The organism is Pseudarthrobacter sp. P1, assembly GCF_050156935.1.
Lineage (GTDB): Bacteria > Actinomycetota > Actinomycetes > Actinomycetales > Micrococcaceae > Specibacter.
On the sequence record NZ_CP189584.1, the window covers coordinates 4025322 to 4042748 of the forward strand.

Annotated in this window: 17 protein-coding genes; 3 read left to right on the forward strand and 14 right to left on the reverse strand. The window is 56.0% G+C overall.

Going from position 1 to position 17427, the window contains the following annotated elements; genetic code table 11:
• Window positions 1-69 precede the first annotated feature (69 nt).
• Window positions 70-222 carry a hypothetical protein gene (locus tag ACQCSX_RS18865; RefSeq protein ID WP_427016754.1) on the reverse strand — a complete coding sequence of 51 codons (153 nt, stop codon included), beginning with the start codon at window positions 220-222 and terminating at the stop codon, window positions 70-72.
• A gap of 229 nt (window positions 223-451) precedes the next feature.
• On the reverse strand, window positions 452-922 hold the full coding sequence (locus tag ACQCSX_RS18870) for a putative transposase (protein ID WP_427016755.1): 471 nt from the start codon (window positions 920-922) through the stop codon (window positions 452-454).
• On the opposite strand from ACQCSX_RS18870, the gene ACQCSX_RS18875 reads away from it, so the two are divergent.
• Window positions 824-1036, forward strand: a complete 213-nt coding sequence (locus tag ACQCSX_RS18875; RefSeq protein WP_427019099.1) for a hypothetical protein — start codon at window positions 824-826, stop codon at window positions 1034-1036. The two genes, ACQCSX_RS18870 and ACQCSX_RS18875, sit on opposite strands and share 99 nt — an antisense overlap.
• Complete coding sequence (locus ACQCSX_RS18880; RefSeq protein ID WP_427016756.1) at window positions 994-1341, forward strand: transposase; 348 nt, start codon at window positions 994-996, stop codon at window positions 1339-1341. Before ACQCSX_RS18875 ends, ACQCSX_RS18880 begins: the two co-directional genes overlap by 43 nt.
• A 148-nt stretch (window positions 1342-1489) precedes the next feature.
• Here the strand turns inward: ACQCSX_RS18880 and ACQCSX_RS18885 are convergent, their stop codons facing one another.
• From ACQCSX_RS18885 to ACQCSX_RS18940, 12 genes are all read right to left on the reverse strand, one after another.
• Window positions 1490-2395: a glycosyltransferase family 2 protein gene (locus tag ACQCSX_RS18885; protein ID WP_427016757.1), complete on the reverse strand. Its 906-nt coding sequence runs from the start codon at window positions 2393-2395 to the stop codon at window positions 1490-1492.
• Between the two features lie 59 nt (window positions 2396-2454).
• Entirely contained in the window at window positions 2455-3672 is a 1218-nt protein-coding gene (locus ACQCSX_RS18890; protein WP_427016758.1) for a hypothetical protein, read from the reverse strand.
• Window positions 3666-4796, reverse strand: coding sequence for a glycosyltransferase family 4 protein (locus ACQCSX_RS18895; RefSeq protein ID WP_427016759.1), 1131 nt, complete (start codon window positions 4794-4796; stop codon window positions 3666-3668). The genes ACQCSX_RS18890 and ACQCSX_RS18895 overlap by 7 nt, the downstream gene beginning before the upstream one ends.
• 19 nt (window positions 4797-4815) lie before the next feature.
• Complete coding sequence (locus tag ACQCSX_RS18900) at window positions 4816-5361, reverse strand: glycosyltransferase (protein WP_427019100.1); 546 nt, start codon at window positions 5359-5361, stop codon at window positions 4816-4818.
• Window positions 5362-5939: 578 nt separating this feature from the next.
• Window positions 5940-7250, reverse strand: coding sequence for an O-antigen ligase family protein (locus tag ACQCSX_RS18905; RefSeq protein ID WP_427016760.1), 1311 nt, complete (start codon window positions 7248-7250; stop codon window positions 5940-5942).
• Window positions 7251-8179: 929 nt separating this feature from the next.
• On the reverse strand, window positions 8180-8794 hold the full coding sequence (locus tag ACQCSX_RS18910; RefSeq protein ID WP_427016761.1) for an LPXTG cell wall anchor domain-containing protein: 615 nt from the start codon (window positions 8792-8794) through the stop codon (window positions 8180-8182).
• A 162-nt stretch (window positions 8795-8956) separates the two neighbouring features.
• Window positions 8957-10855 (reverse strand): DUF4012 domain-containing protein, encoded by a 1899-nt coding sequence (locus ACQCSX_RS18915; protein WP_427016762.1) that lies wholly within the window; start codon window positions 10853-10855, stop codon window positions 8957-8959.
• A 2-nt stretch (window positions 10856-10857) separates the two neighbouring features.
• Entirely contained in the window at window positions 10858-12171 is a 1314-nt protein-coding gene (locus tag ACQCSX_RS18920) for a UDP-glucose dehydrogenase family protein (RefSeq protein ID WP_427016763.1), read from the reverse strand.
• A 40-nt stretch (window positions 12172-12211) separates the two neighbouring features.
• Entirely contained in the window at window positions 12212-13594 is a 1383-nt protein-coding gene (locus ACQCSX_RS18925) for a sugar transferase (protein WP_427019101.1), read from the reverse strand.
• A 130-nt stretch (window positions 13595-13724) separates the two neighbouring features.
• A complete protein-coding gene (locus tag ACQCSX_RS18930; protein WP_427016764.1) occupies window positions 13725-15230 on the reverse strand; it encodes a polysaccharide biosynthesis tyrosine autokinase in 1506 nt (501 codons plus the stop codon).
• Window positions 15231-15354: 124 nt separating this feature from the next.
• Window positions 15355-15945: a low molecular weight phosphatase family protein gene (locus tag ACQCSX_RS18935; RefSeq protein ID WP_427016765.1), complete on the reverse strand. Its 591-nt coding sequence runs from the start codon at window positions 15943-15945 to the stop codon at window positions 15355-15357.
• Complete coding sequence (locus tag ACQCSX_RS18940; RefSeq protein WP_427016766.1) at window positions 15935-16420, reverse strand: VanZ family protein; 486 nt, start codon at window positions 16418-16420, stop codon at window positions 15935-15937. The genes ACQCSX_RS18935 and ACQCSX_RS18940 overlap by 11 nt, the downstream gene beginning before the upstream one ends.
• A 110-nt stretch (window positions 16421-16530) precedes the next feature.
• Here ACQCSX_RS18940 and galU point away from each other — a divergent pair, with 110 nt between their 5' ends.
• Window positions 16531-17427 (forward strand): UTP--glucose-1-phosphate uridylyltransferase GalU, encoded by an 897-nt coding sequence (gene galU, locus ACQCSX_RS18945; protein WP_427016767.1) that lies wholly within the window; start codon window positions 16531-16533, stop codon window positions 17425-17427.

Below are 17427 nucleotides of genomic sequence, written 5' to 3' on the forward strand. Positions count from 1 at the left end.
GCGTCGGTGTCTGCGAGGACCTGGCGGCGGTGGGCCCGGGTGGCCAACACTTTTTGATATGCGGTCTTTTTAGCAGGGTTCGGCACGGGACCGTTCCAGGTCGTCGTCCCCGCTGGCATAGGCGTCGTGGGAGTCCAGGTCGAAGTGGATCCGGGCGGAGCGGAACTGGTTCTCCTGCCGCCGCCGGGATCCCATCCGGTGGATCACCTCCCCGGCGCCCATGTGGTGGTTGGTGGTGAGGATGTGGATCTGGCGCGTGCCCCCCGCCGCGGGCGGGCACGATCCGGCTGACTTGGCGCATCGCAAACACTTCCCCGGTCGTGGCGGTGGCCGCCAGGGGCAGCTCGACCAGGGTGTCTGCCGCCGCCCAGGTGCGGGTTTCCCCATGCTCGTCAACATGGGTGACGGGGTGGAAGCTGTCTTCCGGGATCTGTGGTGCGTGGCCTTTGCGCTAGGTCAGCACATCAAAACCGTGCCCCTGCATGTGGTGGAAGAGGGCCGCGGACCATCCACCGCGGTCAAAGCAGACCAGCACCGCCCTCTCGTCCCCGATAATGTCCCGCAAGGTGGGCAGCAGGGTGCGCAGTTCCTTGGTCAGGGCAGTCCCGGGCGCTGCCATCACCATGAACACCGGGGCGCCGTGGGAGTCGGGGACCCATGTCTCCTCCGTGGCCGGGGTCGGGAACTTCAACCGTGTTGAGTGGACCTTCCCGATCTTCTTCCGTCCTTGGTAGGCGCGCACATGCCCGTCAACGTACAGCACGGCCGCCAAGTGCGGATGTGGCTGCCCAGGACGGCCGTTTCCGTTGATCATTTCCATCTGATCCAACTCGCCAACCAGGTCCTCACCGAGGTCCGCCAGCACCTCTCCCAGCAGGTGCGGGGCCGGCGCGGCCGGGCTGTGGATCCGGCGTGGACGCACCGGATGCTGCTCCTGCGTGCCGGTGCGACGCTCTCCGACAAGGCGGCCCCCGGCTCGACGGTGTCTTCATCATGGACGATCCGACCGGCAGGCTCAAGGCCGCCTGGGAGGTGAAGGAGCAGCTCCGGTACCTGCTGCGCACCGGATCCCTGGCGGACGCCACGGTCGCGAAGGACCACCTTGAGCAGCTCGTGAAGGAATCCAATCAGGCTGAGACGACCAGGCTCTGGCGCACGGTCTGCCGGTGGTGGAAGGAAATCGGGGTCCTCATCGTCACCGGCGCCACCACCGGAAAGGTCGAAGCCAACAACACCAGTATCAAGCACATCAAACGGACCGGCCGCGGCTTCATCAATGGCGCGAATTACACGGCACGCATTATGCCCAGAAGCGCCGCCAGAACGACGGCAGATCATTGATCGCAATAGTGGATTTCACCATGAACCACGAAGAGCCACTAAAACCCCACAACCGAAATCTCACCATGTCCCGGAGTCCTGAGCCCTGCCTCACGCGGAAACACCGGAAAATCAACGAACCCGCCAAACCGTCGGCTGCACCGACGCGTCAGGAATCCTGAGTCCTGGAGGACGGGCCGTGGCTGGCCAATTTACGAAATGGCCAAAAGTTGTTGAATGCTTGGAAGACAAAGCCAAAATTTCGAATACTCTTATCCAAGATGAATCTCGTTATCCGTGGAGAAAACACCGTCCCGGGTAACATGATCAATATAAAACTGGCATAGCAAAGTCTCTTAATGACACCCACGGGTGAAGTCATTGTACGTGAATCACGGAACACTGAGTGCAATACTCTTCCGTTATTGAAGTAGCGATTGACGAGCCAAAATACAGAGCGTCGAGAAATATCAACTGGCTCAAATACCTCAGCCTCATCACACCAGATGATTTCCTTCCCACTCTTCGTAATACGATACGTGAAGTCAGTATCCTCGCCCCCACGCATAGGCCAATCAATATTGAAATCTATGTTCACAATACGGTCAAGTTTGAGCAGAAGATTACCAGCTCCGGCCGTATCCATGCGATTTCCCGTCAATCGCCGAGCCCTAATATGGAGAGGGAGCTCTCCATCAGGTAGTCCAATGGGAGAGACCGGACCAGTAACTCCTGCGCAATCATACGCGATTGCGGTATCCAAAAGAAGACGAAGCCAATCGATGGAAACAATTTCATCATCGTCGACAAATACAATATAGTCAAACCCCAAGCGACGTGCAAGCAAAAGTAGTTCTTGGCGCCCCGGAGCGATGGCTCCCTTCCGGAGGTGAATTCTGCGTAAATCTTCACCATGACCATATTCTTGAACTGAGGGAAAAAGATCATTATCCCCGATCAATATTGTCACAGAATGATCGACACTTTTAATGGAATCAATTACGCTCGAAACACAAAGAGCAAGCTGTTTCTCCCGTCGGTAGGTTAGGATTGCAATCACTATTTTCGATGGCATTCTGCTCCTTAGATTGTCCTTGAAGTTTATGAATTAGAAGTACCCAGTCTTGAGCTGGATTATGGCGTTAGCCGCACGACTTGAGACGGTGCTTTGCTGTCGGTCCGGAGCACCCAAATTGAAATCAGCGCGGTAATGATCGCCGTCAGCGCGAATCCGGCGGCAGCAACGAATGGAACATTAGAGAGTGCAGCAAAACAAATAATGGCGATCTGAATTGGAATGACAAATACACGAGTCTTGTTAAGGCGCGTCGTCAGTCCAACCACTCTAGCCGCAACACCGGTTCCCAATACAACGCCATTAAAGGCTAATGCCAGTCCGCACGCAATAATCACGGGAGAAATTCCACTTCCGGCGGCCCCAACGATATGAACCAAAATTGTTGAAGCAGAGACCTTAATATTCAAAACAATTACCAAGGCGATTACCCCAAAAAAGGAAATCGACGCCAAGATCCAACCCGACTTGATACCGGAACGCGTAATTTCACTGACAGTCGAGTCCTGCTTTTGACCCAATCGTCTGAGGATTTGCGGTGATATCCCCGCATGGATTATCGACATAGGTCCCAGCATCGTTTGGGCCAGTCGAATTTCTCCCACTGTCTGTATCGAAGATAATCCAGCCAGCAAAAGCAAAAGAATTTGCTGGACAATTGAACCCATAGAGACTTCTGCTAAAAATGGTAGCGATCGTTGTTTATGTTGCACGGCATATTTTGGGGATGGCAAAGGGGGCATCATTCTCAAGCCAGTGAACCCAACAATACATGAAAATATCACTCCCGTTGTGTATATCCCCATACTTACTGCCGGGTCATTGGCAACAATTGCAGCAATCACCAGCCCGCTCAAAGTCACCAGTTGACAGACTAGCGATAGCCAGCTTTTGTCGGCGTGCAGTAATAGGACTCGTACTGTGTCAAGGACCAGTACTGCGGGTACAGCCAGCCAATACAGCATAACTGTTGTTTGTTCGGCACCCATTAACCATATGACGGGACCGAGGACTGCCGCGGAAAGTATTGGAAATAGTAATGCCGTGGCAGTAGCAGATTTTCGTTCCTCACTCCGAGCACCACGGGATGCCCAAACATCGAGGCTTAAAGACCTGGCAACTGTAAGGGCGATGAGTAGGATCGACTGCAGCACCGCCACCGTACCGACAAGATGCGTGCCACCCGTCTTGGCCAATGTGGTCATCAAAAGGAAAGAGATGATACTTGAAGTCGCTTGATCAAGGATGAACGTTCCCGAGCGGATTGATCTCAACACTGACTGACCTCGCGTAATTGTGTGACGAGATTCTCCCGGGATGCATCAATTGTGAAACCTTTACAAAATCGCTCATAGGATTTCCGCCGGAGCTCGATCAGCCTTCCAGGGGAATCTGCCACTTCAAGTATTTCCATAATTGATTCGGCACTCAAAGACGGAAGAATAATGCCTGAATCGCCAACTATATCGGCAAGCGTGCCTCCAACTGTGCAAACAACAGGGGTGCCAACTGACATCGCCTCAATTGCAACCCGACCGAAGGGCTCTGCCCACACAGACGGCACAATAGCAAGGGCACTCGATTTTACGAGGTCCGAAACCACTTCCTGGTCCTGAGACCCTATCCATTTGAGGTTCGGATTAAGCCCACAATAGTCCAGTACTTTCTCCCTGAGAGGCCCGTCACCGACAATTGTCAGTTTGAGGGAATTGGAGTGGGCCGGCCACTCAGAGAGGAGGTTTAGGATACCTTTTTCTTTGGTGAGGCGTCCTACATATATGGCGCCTTCGCCGGGGGCGAAAGATGGTGTCGGAGGATTAAACAGGAAGTTCGGACGAGTATTAATTCTGTCAGCTGGTATTCCATTGCGGATCATGAGGTCGCGCGTCTTATTACTCGTCGCAAGATAGCGATGTCTATTCCAACGGAGAACTATCAAACGATTTATGAATGCGGAAAGGAATGTGACCAGGCTCTGCACCGAACTATTGTTGTAGCAGCCATTCTTGATACACGAGAAGGGAAAAATCTGACTACCACACTCAATGCAAGCTCCATCATTGTCCAATTTCGCGGATGGGCAAACAAGGCGATAGTTACGCACGGCCTGAAGAACCGGGATTCCCAAGATTCGAGCCGCCGCGATAGGGGAGCTTGAAAGTCCCGGCCAAAGGTTATTTGCATACACGAAGGCAGGTTTCTCCCGACTTATCGTTCGAAATACGGCCAGAAAATTCTTCACGCTAAAGACTGATTCAAGAGCGGAAAGTGGACCGTGAGTCATTCCCTCGTTGTCAACCATAAGTCGAGTGATACGAAAGCCTAAACTTTCAATCAACTGAGACTCTGCCTCAAAGCTGTTTTCCTCACCGCCGGGTTGCCTATAATTCGCATGCAACATTAGGACATTCCTCAAGCGATCACTCTGTTGCACAGTCATACCAGTCCCGGATGTCTTTGATGAGGCCATCAAATTCGAACATTTGCAATGAACCAACGGCATGAGGTTCGGTGGCGAGTATCGCAGAAGCTACAGCGTCAACGCTAGCAGTCTGACTCTGAACAACGACTCCACACGACGCCTGCTCGACTAGTTCTGCCGGTCCGCCGTGTGACCAGGTCACGACTGGCGTTCCGACGGCTATCGACTCGGCTGCGGACCAGCCGGCGGCATCATGAGTGGAAAGAAGCAGCGAACATCGAACCGCCGAGAGAATCTCGAGTACCTTTTTTCGTTCGACATGACCGTGAAATAGCGCCCTACCTCCAAGGCCAAGGTCTGCTGCCTTTTCCTCTAGCTGCAACCTCATTGGCCCATCGCCGACTATATGAATAGTCCAGTCATTTAGGCAATCCGTGGCTAAAGCCTCCAGCGCGATATGGACGCCTTTCATTTCTATAAGTCGTCCCACAATAGCAACAGACTTGGCATCTCTTTCAGACACATTCGATTCTGGCGTTGTCATCTCCAATACACAATTCGCTCGTATTTGAGTGCCATTAACATGTCGGTACTGCCGGGCTGTATCTCGATTCTGAGCTAATACCAGCGATACATTGAGCCGAGCCCAAATTCTGGTCCAAGCTCTCACTGCATTGGTGACAACTGATCGAAGTCTTTCTTTTTGACGAAGTCTTCGTGAATAAAGATGCGCCAATCCCTTGGGAAGCCCAGTCGTTCCTCCCACGGGACCCCAAATGAGTGGGGTATTATGGAGTTTTGGAGAGGGCAACCAATCTGTAGCATACGTGACATGATGGACTAGGTCGACTCGCAGCTGTTTATTGATTTCGATCATTCTACGCTGAGCAAATATTAGCCATTTGACGTAGGAGACCTGCGGTCGCTTCGAATTGTGTCTAATAGGAATTTCGTGAACAGTTACGCCGGCTTCAAGAAGGCGATGCCTGGTTTCCTGGTCAAGTGGCCGGGTGACAAGTTCAATTTGGAATGACCTGCTGGCGGCAAGGGTCCACAGGTATCCTGCCCCCGGCTCACTTCCTTCGCCAAACTTGCAAGCATATGCCGAAATTATTACTCTCTTCATAAATCATTCCTCACTGTAGCCCGATCCGGGCAGAATAATATCCACATTAGGAACCACGTGAGACCAAAGAAAAGCGTTGATTCCGTGAGATCCATAACAAAGTAGAGGGTTGCATAGCCAATAATCCACGGGAGTCGACCATCATTGGAACCAAACTTTATTGCTCGATAGAATATGAGCCAGAGGCCTAGCATGACAGAGACTATGCCGATGTATCCTATTTGAATGCGAAGATCGAGCAGGCCGTTGTGCGCGCTGCCGGGGATAAATGTCAAAGCCGTTGAAATAATGTTGCCAATTCCACCGTCAGTCTGCCATACAGTTCCAAAGCCCCAACCGAGAGTTGGCCGCTGATTCGAAAATTCATCCACAAGATCCCACAACACAGTGCGTCCAGTGAGTGTAGGATCCCGAGAGACATATTGAGCAGCTATCGGCCCAACTATTGGTATCGAAATTGACACAAACAAATAGCCAGAGAGCCAGGCAAGGGAGAAAATTCTCGGGAACTTGATTTTTAACTTTGAAAAAGAAACAATGAAAGTTGCTACTGTTGCCAGAGTCGCAGCAACAAATGCAGTTTGGCTATCTGATTGGAACATGATCCAAGAACAAGATGCTGCTACTGTCAACCAACCGAGCCTTGCTTTGCCGGTGCTTTTCATACTAAGAAAAATGCAGAATAGGAGTTCGATTGCGGCAACACGGCCGAATGAATTTTTATTTAGGAAGATTCCGCGCCATGCTATTGCTCTGTCATCGTGATCTATGCCGTACTGCGGCAAGAGTACGACTGTTACCAAGGAAACGAAAATTAGAAAACCGAGTGTCTTGCTTGCTGTCGATATTCTTTGCTCAAGTGTCAGATCACGTGATACTGCCATGGCCAAAATTCCGAAGATGATCAAGACAACAGCAACGTTTATGGTTTTTCTGCCGTCTATGGACCATATGAAACTTAGGACTGGCATTGCGCAGAGGAGAACAAGTGGTGCTGCATTAAGCCAGTTGGCTACTCTTGAGTACGTTGGCGACATGAAATGCGTCACCATTAGCCAACTTGCTATGATTAGAGGCGCCAATGCAAAAGTTGATCCGCCGCCGCTTGGTATAAAGACTTGAAAAGCGCCGCTGCTGCCGATGAGTACCACAATAAGAGATAATCTTGCGGTGAAGGGACCTCGAATTGATCCAACCGATTTGGAAGCAAGCAGTCTTGGTTTGGCGGAAAGCGGGTTTATTATTTCGGCACGCAATTTTTTATCGAACCGATTTTTATATTTATTTTCGAGGCTAGATTCACTCATTTTCATCGAATTGGAAGATTCAAATTACTCATCCTTCTGGGTTGCCTAAGAAACCGCTAATCCGCCATCGCGCTGTCTAAAAGCTGTCTGGACTCCGCCGAGCATATTTGCCGACAGGACTCATTATATCTTGTTGAGGTGGACCAAGATAATCTTCGTGCTTGTGTTCCGTTCTCTCGAAGTACGTCGGTGTTGGGTCCAAGTCGCTTGGATGTGCCATCCGCAGTCGTCCGGACGCTACTGGCATGAATCGGGACCCTGGCTGTCTAATGAGCGAATCCATGATCATTCTGAAGTTTTCTCACACTTGTTGCCACGAGTTACCGTCTAGGCTTCGTTCGCGGATTTTCGTGTTGGCCCTCGTGGGCTGATATGACGTGGAGGGCAATGTTCGTGGCCGGAGCCAGCGGCCTTGGGCAAATCACGGGGTCAGTTCACGGCTTGCGCCAATCGTGGTTGCCGTGGACAGTAGTGAAGCCTGTGCAATTACGGCGGGTGGGGGCGTTCATATTTAGCCGATGGATGCCTTGGACCATGTAAGTGGTCCTGTGATTGGTTAGTGTGTCTGGTTCAAAGAAAACAACACGTCCCCATTTTCGCAACTGTATGGGACAAGCTCAGGTAACCTGAGCGGAGTTCCGAAACAGGAGGTGCACCGCACTCTCAGCAGTCCATAAGCCGACCACCTGAAGATTCATGGAGGCCAATTTCGACCCACCGACATCCCATCCATCCGATCTTAGATTGAATGGATGGGATGAAAAGCTTGGGCCCAATGATTATTCCCTCACTCATCGAGACATGAAATTGTCTCAACTCTCCACAAATCGTGGAGTGGTCATCAACAGGTGGTGGTCCGTAAACGGCGGAGTATAGGAAGAAGGCTCGGAACCATTGGGTTCCGAGCCTTCTCGTTTCAGATGTGGGGCTTAGGCGTCAGCATTCTGGCGACTGCGACGACGGGAAACCACAACAGTTGCGGCGCCGGCAGCCAATGCGCCGGCACCAACCAAGGACCAGACCAGGACACTAGTATCAAAACCCGTTGAGGCCAGATCATTGTTGGAATCATCCGCGACGGCTCCATTGCCGGACGTTCCCGTGCCGGAGCCGTTGTCTCCCGTAGCAGCTACAACTCGGACAACCTGGGACGCGGTGACCCCGGAAATATCGCCCGTTGCGGTCAATGTGTAAGTACCGGTGTCTGTGAGGGTTATGTTTGTCGAGAAGCTGCCATCGGCCGCTGCCGTGGCCTTTGTGACGATGTCAGCAGATTTGATGATCATCGGGACGGACATGGAGGCTCCACCGTGGCCGCCCACCACTCCAGCGGCCGTCGGCCCGCCAAAGACGACAGTGATGGTGATTGATTCACCCGGAGTGAACCCGGAAGCGCTGAACACTACGGAGCCTCCAGGCGTGACGGTCCCGGAGGAAACGGTGGATGACGGCGGCGCAGGGTACGGCGCGGCCTGCGCGGATGCAACACCCGCGGACAAAGTGAGCATGCCGGCAAGGGTGATCGCGGCGAGTGATTTCTTCATGGCAGTTCCCCATATTTCTGACGTAGTCGATGTGGCCGCTAGTGCCCCCAGTGAGACTGCGATCCAATAGCAGAGTATCAGTGGATATCCATCATGGATAATGAGGCGCGGAAATGTTACACAACGAATATTTGCGCGACCTTAGAGCGACGGTGATGTACATCACTTGTCGGTATTGCTCGAAGAACAGGCTGACGCCGCCTGCTGCGGCAAGACGACTTCTTTTACATTCTGAACAGTAGGAGTCACTTTTAGTTCGGGTGGACTCGACTGGACAACCTTGGAGAAATCGATTTCCACGGTTGTGCTCTGTCCAGGAGCTAAGTCCACCCGCACTACGCCCACTGGACGATCCGCGTGCTTGTACGATCCGAGACCCACCGTTGTTCCGTCGACGCGGGCTTGTTGCACCCGAGCCAGGGTGGGGCCATAGGCGACGATGTTTGTCGCAATATGTCCCGGCTCGACACCGAATGTGCCGGCGCCCGTTACGTAGGCCGGCAATGATGTTGCGGCATCCGATGGGGCCATATTGATCAGCGTGATCCTAGTCGTGTACTGCGCATAGCCTCCACTGTTGCAACGCTGCACCAGCTGGACAGTCCGTTTGACGTAAAAGTCCATTTTTGCGCCGGTGCCGTCATTGAAATACACGGCGAAACCGGCTGGCGCAACGCTGGGGCCGGAAATCGCTCCACCGATGGATTGCGACACCAGAATTTGCTGTTCTGCTGGATGCGCGGACCAGACGAGCACCCTGCCCTCTTTGACGCCTGCGCCGAGTTGCTTCACGAGGTCCTCGCTTGATCCCTTGCCCGCGGCTACGGCGTCAAATACTTGCTTGGCCACCTCGGCAAAATAGGCGTCCTGCTGTGCAGGAACCTTTATTTTGGAATAGACATCCGAAAGGAGTGTCGTGACGGTATTCTCCACCGTGAGCCTGCTTGAGAGGCCCGCGGCAGTGGCCGCATCGGAGAGCGACGACGAAACATCCACTGGACCGGTGGCCTGGAGGATCATCGATAGGACCACAGGATCCAGTGAAATGACGCCATCGATGCTCTGGCCCGGGTTACGTTGTTGCCACATGGCCTGGGCTGTTCTGGCCGCCGTGGGGAAGTCCGGAGTCAGGTTGACGTCCTGCATGTACATCCCCAGGCGGTCGGTATAGATGGTTTCCTGGGCTCCATCGACTTTGATTGTTGGGCTAAAACGACCAAGGTCATTGGCGGTGCCTTGCCCTACCAACTTGATCTTGCCGTTGTCCGCTTGGATGACAGCCAGTGCCCCGGGAATGCCGCCGGTTGCTCGGATTTCCGCATTGTTTTGAACAAGGAGCAAGTAGTTCCGTGGGCCGTCTGCTCCCATCATGGAAGGGACCAACTGGGCGGCGCTCGAAGCCGTATTGAGAATCTGCCGTACGTCATTCAGCTGCGCTTTGGCCGTGTTCAGTGGCGTAGCAATTTGGGGAAGCAACGCACTCGAATCGATGTCAGCCAGCCGATCATAGGAGAGCTGCACTGTGTTGGCCGCGGCCATGACGCTGGGTGTTGCCTTCTTCAGCGGATCAAGGCTGATGGCACCGTTCGCGGGTACCAGGGTCTTCCAGTCCAGGGAGCCAAGGGTGCCAACCATGGGTGCTGCGGCCAGATTGACGATATCGTCCGCAGTGATGGCAACCTCGGATGTCGCGGAAAGATCGCGACCAATCCACGGCAGCGAACTGGCAGCCTTCCACACCGGGTCAGTGCTGGCCGAGCGGGCGCTCGCTGTGTGTTCCTTGAGTGACTCCAAGGTAACCGACGCCGCTGCAGAGTCATTTGACACCAGATCGGCCTGAAGCTGGGGGAGAAGGTGTGTGGTGGCATCAAGATGGTCTTTGATCTGCCCAGCACGGAATCCAATCCATGCAGTGGAACCAACGGCAATCAGCAGGAAAAAGGCTCCAGCGCTGAGGAAGAGGACCCGAACTCGGCGCTGTGAACTGCGCTTGTCCGGCTGCCGAGTCCGTCGACGTTGAGCTGGTTGAGCTGAATCCATGGACGGTTCTTCACTGGACATTCTTAGGGACGCCCGAGCCCACGGTAAGTCCAGCCGGCAGCCCGCCACTTGGCCGGGTCGAGTACATTGCGTCCATCAAGTATTCGGGTGGCGGCTACTTGGCTGGCGAGAATGTGGGGATCCAGGTCCCGGTATTCCTTCCACTCCGTTAGGAGCAGCACAGCGTCAGCATTGCTCACGCAGGAGTCCAGAGAGCCATCAAAGTTGAGCTCCGGAAACCGCTTGGCTGCATTGGCAAGAGCCTCTGGGTCGGTAACGGTGACCACAGCCCCTTGAAGCTGAAGCTGTGCGGCTACGCTCAATGCAGGAGAGTCGCGGACATCATCGCTTTCCGGTTTGAAAGCAGCTCCCAGGACAGAAATCCTCTTTCCGAGCAGACTTCCCTCGCAGAGTTCACGGGTTAGCTCGACCACCCGGGTTCGTCGCCGCATATTGATCGCATCAACTTCACGAAGGAAAGTCAGCGCCTGGTCGGCCCCTAGTTCGCCGGCGCGGGCCATAAAGGCCCGGATGTCTTTAGGCAGGCAGCCGCCGCCAAAACCGATACCAGCATTGAGGAACTTTCGTCCAATGCGGTCATCCATGCCGATAGCATCGGCAAGCAGGGTAACGTCGGCACCTGCTGCCTCGCACACTTCGGCCATGGCATTGATGAAGGAAATCTTAGTGGCCAGGAAGGAGTTTGCCGCGGCCTTGACCAGTTCTGCAGTAGCATAGTCCGCTACCAGACGAGCGGTTCCTGAACCGAGGGGCGTGGCATAGACCTCATCAAGGGCCACCACAGCGGGGTGGTCCTCCAACGCATCCGGAACCCCATAGACAAATCGGTCCGGGCTCAGCGTGTCCTTGACTGCGTGCCCCTCGCGCAGGAACTCGGGATTCCAGGCCAGGTGGGCATCCGGCTGGTGTTCCGAAACAAGTTCGGCCAGCCGGGCAGCGGTTCCAACCGGCACCGTCGACTTACCGACCACTATGTCGCCGGACTTCAGATAGGGGAGCAGACCCTCCAAAGCGGCATCGACGTAGCGCATGTCTGCACCGTTTTCGCCCTTCTTCTGGGGCGTTCCCACGCAGATGAAATGAACATCGCTTCCGGCGGCAGCCGACATGTCGGCTGTGAAGGTCAAACGGCCGGTGGACTGGACGTCGTGGAGCAATGCCTCCAAACCGGGTTCAAAGAACGGGGCCTTGGCAGCGGAAAGCTCCGCAATTTTGCGTTCGTCAACGTCGATGCCCACCACGTCATGGCCCAATTTGGCCATGCACGCCGCATGGACGGCCCCGAGGTATCCGCAACCAATAACTGAGATCTGCATAGTTGAAGCCTTTTCTTGACGATTCTGGTGTAAAGGGGTTTCAGTAAGCGCCATCACGCTTGAGTACGGCCCGCGCCGTGCGGAAAAGAATCACAAAATCGCCGGCCATCGACCAGTTTTCCACGTAATAGAGGTCCAGCCGCACCGAATCCTGCCACGACAAGTTGGACCTGCCGCTGACCTGCCACAGGCCCGTGAGGCCAGGCTTTACCAAGAGCCTGCGGCGGACGTGCTCCTCATAGGAGTCCACCTCGGACGCCAGGGGTGGACGCGGCCCCACCAGGCTCATGGAACCTGAAAGAACGTTGAGGAGTTGGGGAAGTTCGTCCAAACTGAACTTGCGCAGAAATGCCCCTGCGCGAGTCACCCGGGGATCCACTCTGAGCTTGAAGAGAATTCCGTTCCCTTCATTCAGGGCGCTAAGCTCGTCCAACCGTTCCTCGGCGTCAGTGGACATCGAACGGAACTTGTACATGATGAAGGGTTCGCCCAGAATTCCAATGCGCTGCTGCCGGAAAAACACGGGTCCGGTGCTGTCCAGCCTGATCCAGAGCGCAATCAAGAGCATCGCTGGGGAAAAGACCGCGAGCATCAGGCTCGAAGTGCAGATGTCGAACAGGCGTTTGGCAACCCGTTTGCCACCCTCCAGCTTGGGCGTGGTGACATGGATGAGCGGCAGCCCCGCAACGGGTTGTGTGTGGATTCTAGGACCGGCGATATCCGTCAAGGCCGGCGCCACGATGAGTGAAATGTTTGAGGCAGCCAATTCCCAGCCCAAGTGCCTCATGGTCATCGGATGTAGCTGGACACCGGCCGAAATGGCCACCGTGTCTGCATCCGAGCTGCGGACGGCACTCATGATGCCTTCCACGGTTGGCTCATGGCCCGCTACAGGAACACCCAAATTCGCGATGCCGCTGGAACCGTCCGGGTGGCCGGCCAAATAGGCCGCAACCGGGTTGTAACCGGCCTGTGGGTAGCGCCGGAGTGCCTCAATCAGATGGGCCGCAGCGCCAGGTCCACCCACCACGAGCAACCTAGATGAGCTGCCACCTTTGATCCGTTCAAGACCTAAATGTTGGCGCAGGATCCACCGGCCTGCCAGCAGCCCGGCCACACCGAAAGGGAAAGCGATGCCAACGTAGCCTCGGGCCAAATCGAGCTGGGCGGCATACGAAAAAATGGCAAGGAATCCAAAGAGCCACAGGCTGGAGGCAAAGACGCGTTTGTATTCATCGATGCCTGAACCGAGAACCCTGGATTCCCGGCTTCCCCAAGCCGCCAACATGAGCCACCAGATGCATGGCAGAAGTATGGTGAGCGTCACATATGAAGCAGTGAATGACCCCGCTGTGACACCGCCGCCGCTTTCTCCGCCGAAGCGGATCAGATGGGCGCCCACTACTGACCAGACAACCACCATGGCGTCCACAAAACCTATTCTGCGGACATATCTGGCGCGCCAGTTTCCCCCGGAATTCAATTGTTCCCCCTGCGAGTGTTGCCATTTGGCAAGTGTGGTGAAACAGCGCAGCGCAACTGTTCCGAGTGGTCTACGGTTTCTTTACGGGAAAATGGTTGGGCTCCGCCATTCGCTGGCCATGCAGCACCTGTTCAAACTCATGTGGTGACCCTGCGGAAGCCTTGAAAACACTATGACGGGACGGCTGCGAGGACTTCTTGGCCCGGCTGCTGCTGGCTGCGGGAACGCTGTCGTAGCTGTAGTAGCTGTAGGCGTAGGCGTCCGGCCCCTTGACAGGGACGCGGTTCAGAACAATGCCCAAAACATCCGCATTAACCAATTCGAGCGTCCCGAGAGACTTGGTCACCTCAGGTTGGCGGGCCTTGTGGCAGCCGACCACCATCACCACCCCGCCCACATGCTGAGCCAATACGGCAGCATCGGTGACAGGCAAGAGAGGCGGTGCGTCGATAACCACGGCATCAAACATCTGTTCCAGGCGGGCGATGAGTTTCTTCATGGCCTCCGATCCCAACAATTCACTGGGATTGGGCGGAATCATGCCAGACGTCAGGACGTGGAGCCCATGCTCACCCCACGGCTGAAGAAGATCCTCAACATCCGCATCGCCAACTAATGCAGTGGTGAGACCGGCATTGCCCTCAAGACCCAGGTACTCGGAGACCATCGGGCGACGAAGATCGGCATCGATCAAAGCCACCGATTGGCCTGCCTGTGCCATGGAGATGGCGAGGTTGGTGGCAGTGGTGCTCTTACCCTCACCCGGAAGGGATGAGGTGAACAACAGTGTCCTGCTGGTGTGGCTCACATGGGCAAATTGAAGGTTGGTCCGCAACTGGCGGAACGATTCCGCCCGCGGGCTCTGCACCGAGATCTGTGTGATGAGGGGGCTCTTGGTGGCATCTTGGTCAAAAGCGATGCCTCCCAGAACCGGTGCATCCGTGAGCCTGTGGATATCACTCTCGCTGCGGACGCGGTTGTCCAAGGTGGTTCGAAGGAGGGCCACACCGATGCCTAAAGCCAACCCCACGACGAGTCCCAGGGCGAGGTTGGTCTTAACGTTGGGCGCAGAGGGAATTGCAGGAGCAGTGGCCGGCGTCACCACCGAGACCCGGACGGGGGAGACCCCGCCGTCCCGTGGTTTCTCGAGCACATCCACGGCTGCAATGAGGCTATTGGCCACGGCCTGGGCAATAGCCGCAGCCTGGACCGGTGAACCATCGTCGACGGAAATAGAAAGGAGGACGGTTTTCAGGTCCGAGGATGCCTTGACCTTGGCGGCAAGCTGTTCCGCCGAAAGGTTGAGACCAAGAGTGTCAATGACGGGCTGCAATACTGTGGGCGTGGTTGCCGTCTGCACGTAGGACGCCACCCGTGCTTGGATGAACGTGTTGCCCAGGTTAAGGTCTTGGGCAGTTCCCGAAGTTTGGGTGGCCACAAAGAGCTTGGTCTCGGCAGTATAAACAGGCTTGCTAAGCACTGAGGCTGTGCCCGCGCCCAGAAGGCCGACCATGCAGAGCGCCACAATGATGATCCAGTTACGACGCAGAATGCGAAGGTATTCGCGTACTTCCAAGAGTAGGTTCCCCCGTGTTAGTGCTATTGCGGCCGCAGTTCAGGGAGGTCCCCAGATCACGGTCCGGCACGCCATTTTTCATAATTCTAGCCGTTGTGAAGTGCATTGGATTGATTTGGCCAAGTCATATGCCGTGGCTGTGCAATTGTGACGTCGCCTCCCACGACAAAAGGGTGCGAACAGCTGGCGCCAGCTGGTGGGACATCTCCTGGTAGGTGGCATCGCCACGGCCATAGGGGTCCACGACGTCGTCGTCACCGGGTGAGCCGGGAGCCCGGGAACGCAGACGTGCGGCGGGCCGCAGGGCTGCACGCCACCGCTCGGCGGGAGTGGGTGCATCAACCTGCACGCCCGGCAGCAGCCGGGCCAGCTCTCGGAGGGTGAAAGTCTTCAGAAGAAGGGACGGGGCCAGCTCCACCACCCGGCTGCGGTGCGCGCGGGTCATGGTCAGCACCAAATCTTGGTCCTTAAGGATCTGCGGCGTCAAGAGCCTGGCAGCAAAGTGCTCGGGATCAGCCCCGAAGACCCGCAGTAGGCCCTGGACCTGGGGAACCATGTTCCAATCCACCATGGCCTGGGTGCCGGCGCTGGTGATGGCAAACTGCCTCGGCGCCAATTTGTCCAGACCGGCCGCGAGCAGCCGTTCCGCCATGGGCGAGCGGCAGATGTTTCCTGTGCAGACAACCAGGATCCGGAAGGGTGCGTCAGCGGTCATGGAATGAGCCTAGGGCAGTCCGGACCCATTTGTTGAGCTCGGCATTGTAGCGATGCGCCGCTACGGCACCGGCGCCAATGATGGTGCCCAAGGTGTTGACCATGATGTCGTGCACGGAAGCTACCCGTCCGCCGAGGAAGAGGAGCTGGCCCATTTCGATAAGATTTGAAGCCACCAGCCCGACGACAATTGCCTGCCACCATTTGCCGCGTGGCAGGAGCCAGGCCGCGAGCAGACCCATCGGGATGAAAAGGAGGACGTTGGCCAATCCCTCGACGAAGCTGTAGTCGACCCACACGGGGAAACCATGGCGCTGCAATGCTGCCAGCAGGCCATTGAGTTGGCCAGACGCGGGCCGATCTACGGGCGAGGGCCAAAAGGCAATCAGGGCCAGAGCCGCCAGGTAGCCGCCAAGCAGCCAGGCTGCGGTGCGGTTGGCGAGCTGCAGGCGGCTGTGTGGGTGTTCGTTTGGCACCTTCCGAGCCTAGTGCGTGCGGCCATTATTACCGACCCGGAATTCAGGATGGTTTGCCAGTCGCATTAGCATCGGATCGGAACATCATTTTTCTCACCAAGGGGACACCCATGCGCAAGGCAGTCATTCCAGTAGCAGGGTTGGGCACACGCTTCCTGCCGGCCACCAAGGCGATGCCCAAGGAAATGCTTCCTGTGGTGGACAAACCGGCCATCCAGTATGTGGTGGAGGAAGCTGTCCGCGCCGGGATTTCCGACGTTCTGATGATCACGGGACGCAACAAGCGTGCCTTGGAGGACCACTTTGACCGGGTGCCCTTCATTGAGCAGGCTCTTGAGGTCAAGGGTGATCACGCCCGGCTGGCCGCTGTCCGTGAAGCGTCGTCGCTGGCGGACATCCACTACGTCCGACAGGGCGATCCGAAGGGACTGGGGCATGCGGTTCTTCGGGCCAAGAGCCACGTAGGCAATGAGCCCTTCGCAGTGCTCTTGGGCGATGACCTGATTGACGAGCAGGACGAGGTTCTGCGGGAGATGGCCCGGGTCCAGGCCGAGACCGGCGGTTCCGTGGTGGCCCTGATGGAGGTGGAGCCATCCCAGATCAGCGCCTATGGCTGTGCAGACGTTGTTCCCCAGACAGAGGGTGGCTATGTGCGCGTCCATGGCCTGGTGGAGAAACCCTCCGTGGACGAGGCTCCGTCAAACCTGGCCGTAATTGGCCGCTACGTGCTCCACCCGCGCGTATTTGACGTGCTGGCGGAAACCGGGGAAGGACGGGGCGGGGAAATCCAGCTCACGGACGCGCTGCAGACTCTGGCCACGGCCGAGGGTGAAGGCTCCGGGGTGTTTGGCGTGATCTTCCGTGGCCGCCGCTTTGATACCGGCGACAAACTCAGCTACCTCAAGGCCGTTTTCACCATCGCCTCCGAGCGGGAAGACCTTGGTCCTGCCCTCAACGAGTGGCTGGACACCTTCCGGTCGCCGGCAGCGCTGGTCCAGTCCTCCTAA